This window comes from Rhodoblastus sp., from assembly GCF_052145335.1.
Lineage (GTDB): Bacteria > Pseudomonadota > Alphaproteobacteria > Rhizobiales > Beijerinckiaceae > Rhodoblastus.
Window position 1 is genome coordinate 1 of the sequence record NZ_JBKQOU010000255.1, and the last position, 2,534, is coordinate 2,534.

General features: G+C 63.0%; 2 protein-coding genes. Both read right to left on the reverse strand.

From position 1 onward, the window contains the following. A partial coding sequence (locus ACLP2E_RS16390) for a hypothetical protein (protein WP_442466537.1) occupies positions 1-2,108 on the reverse strand: 2,108 nt, incomplete at its 3' end. Positions 2,109-2,370: 262 nt separating this feature from the next. Next, positions 2,371-2,534: helix-turn-helix domain-containing protein (locus tag ACLP2E_RS16395; RefSeq protein WP_442466538.1), on the reverse strand; the 164-nt coding region annotated here is incomplete at its 5' end.

Below are 2,534 nucleotides of genomic sequence, written 5' to 3' on the forward strand. Positions count from 1 at the left end.
GGCAAGTCCGCCTCGGCGATGTCGGCGCGGATGGGCAGGCTCGGATGCTGAACCCTGATGAGCGCCATCACGCGTTCACGGCCCTGGCGCGGCACGATAAGGCCGCCCGCGCCGAGAATTTCCTGGAGGGCGAGCAGGCGCGACGCGAAATCCACCACCCGCCATCGCGTCGGGGTCTCGGCTTCCAGAAAAACCGTCGGCTCGGCCGCCCTGTGCGACAGGGTGAAACGGTACCCGCCGGCATGCTCGCTCACCACCAGCTCGACCGGATAGGAAACGAGCTCCAGACGCTGATCGCGGCGCCGGTAATCATACACAAGTGGATGGTCGACCAGCGCCAGGAGGGTAGCGTAAGGTTCGAAATCGTAATTCTCCTGACCGTACCAGCCGGCGGACGTCTTGCGGATTGTGCGCAGCGCCCGGCGATCGTGGCCGCTCAGATAGTCGAGGCGGGGGTCCTGTTCGTGCAGCCGTTTCATGGCGACGTTGCGGCCGGAGGTCCAGCCGTTGGCGCCCTTGGCCGATTGCTCCACCGCTTCGATGCGCTTTGACTCGGGATCGACGAACCAGACCAGCCGTCGTGATTTTTGCGCGGCGGGGACGGCGGCCGGAGCGGCCGCGCCGACGCCCAGGAAATTGGCGAGGCCTTCGAGACCCCGCTCCCACGGTTGTTGCACCTTCACGAGCTCGGTGAACGCGATCAACGGGCCGCCATCCGGCGCGTCGCGCAAAAAGTCTTCGTAATGGCCGGGTCGGTCGGAGATTTTCGCCAGGATCTCAGCGTGAACCCGGGCGACCAGCGGCAATGCGCGCGCGAGCGCGGCGAAATGCGCGTCGGTGTCCTTGATCCGGGCCTTGGCCCGCGCGGGATCGATGAGGAACTCCGCCAGCGCGACACAGGCAGCGGACAGCGGTTCATGCACGGTGAATTTCCGGAGGTCATCCAAAAAGGCCCGGGCCTTCGGCTCCGCTCCTCGCAAGAGATGCAGCAAGGCGTGAATGGCCTGAAATCCCGCGCTGAACGGATTGTCCTCGTGATCGATCGCATCGAGGTGCTTCTGGATTTCCGCGTGAAGCGTGGAATCGTTGGCCCGGATCAACGCCAGCAGGAAAAACAGTCCGTTGGAGCCCTCAAAAAACACCTTCCGCCTGCCGATTTCCTTTGCGTAGAGTTTGAGAGCTTGGCGATATTCGGCGATCGCCTCGTCGTTACGGCCTTCGAGAAAATTCACCGATCCGAGCAGAAGATGCTGGGTGGACGGCGCGGTTTCGGGCGACGCCTCCGGCATGGAGAGGATTTTCCGCTTCGCGGCGACGAGTTCGCCGGCCAGAATATCGACACGCAACAGCGCCCATTTGAATTCGGCGTGGCCCGGCGCGTCCTCATGGTCGCGATAATGGGCCAAAAGGGCAGGCATGTCGGTCGTCGCCTGGCCGGTCGACAGCAGGCGGCCGAGCTTGACCGAGAACAGCCTGAACTGGATATCAAGATCGCGACTGGCGAGCCAGGACACGTCCAGGATCGTATCCGCAAACAGCTCTTCCAGAATGTGCGGACCATTGGCCCGGCTGTGGGCTTTGTCATATCCCGCGATCGCGAGGCGGAAGGCGTCGCCGTCATTTTCGTAGATCGCCAATCGCAATCTGACGCGCGCGCCCGGATCCGACTGTTGGGAATACGAATAATAAAAGGAGCGATTTGCGCCGGCCGAAAAAATCCGGCGCACGGCTTCAGCGGCTTTGCCCCCCTCCGGCGCGGCGATCATCTCGATCGCGAGGGGATGGCGCAGCGATTCGACACAGGCAAAATCCGCGTTCAGCAGTCCGAGCGACAACAGCCGGTTCAGCATCGGGTTGACCGTAGTGTAGGTCAACGAGACGCCGCCCGGCCCGGCAATGACCGAGGCGTTCGCCATGGTCAAGAAATCGCTCTTGTTGGTGGCGACCCCAACAAGCGCCTTCAATCGCAGAATGTTCCGCTCCGCCTCCGTCAGCCGCGCGAGCTGCTCAGGCAGATCCTCGCGAGGCGTTGTGCGCGTCGGCGCGTCCGCAGCCGGCGCGATCGGGATCGGCAAGCTCAACTGCGAAGACCTGAAATCGGCTTTCACGAACGGCCTCGAGACACGAATTGATCGACCACGGACGGCGAAAAATCATAGCCTGACGCATGCGACGTACTCGATCCAAAATCGAGATGTCCACCGGTGAACCGGGCGGCGACGGCGCATCATGGAATCCTCCTGCCTATGTCGGCGTCGGCGCCGATATGCAACTTGTGTGTCGCTCAGCTCGGGATCCGCACGTCGATCGGCGTTCCAAGCCATTGCTTTTCTTAAACATTGCGGGGTCAAAGCATCGTGCCTGTTCACGTCACAAGATTCCCCAAGCCCGATAGCGCCCACGTCCTGTCGCCTCGCGCAGGCCGAGCTCGGCCACCAGGTTTTGTGCGGCGCGAGCGCTGATGCCCAGCTCGGCGGCGATCATGCCGGCCGAGACGAGCGGCCGGCTCATGACATAGTCCACAAGGGCCGGCA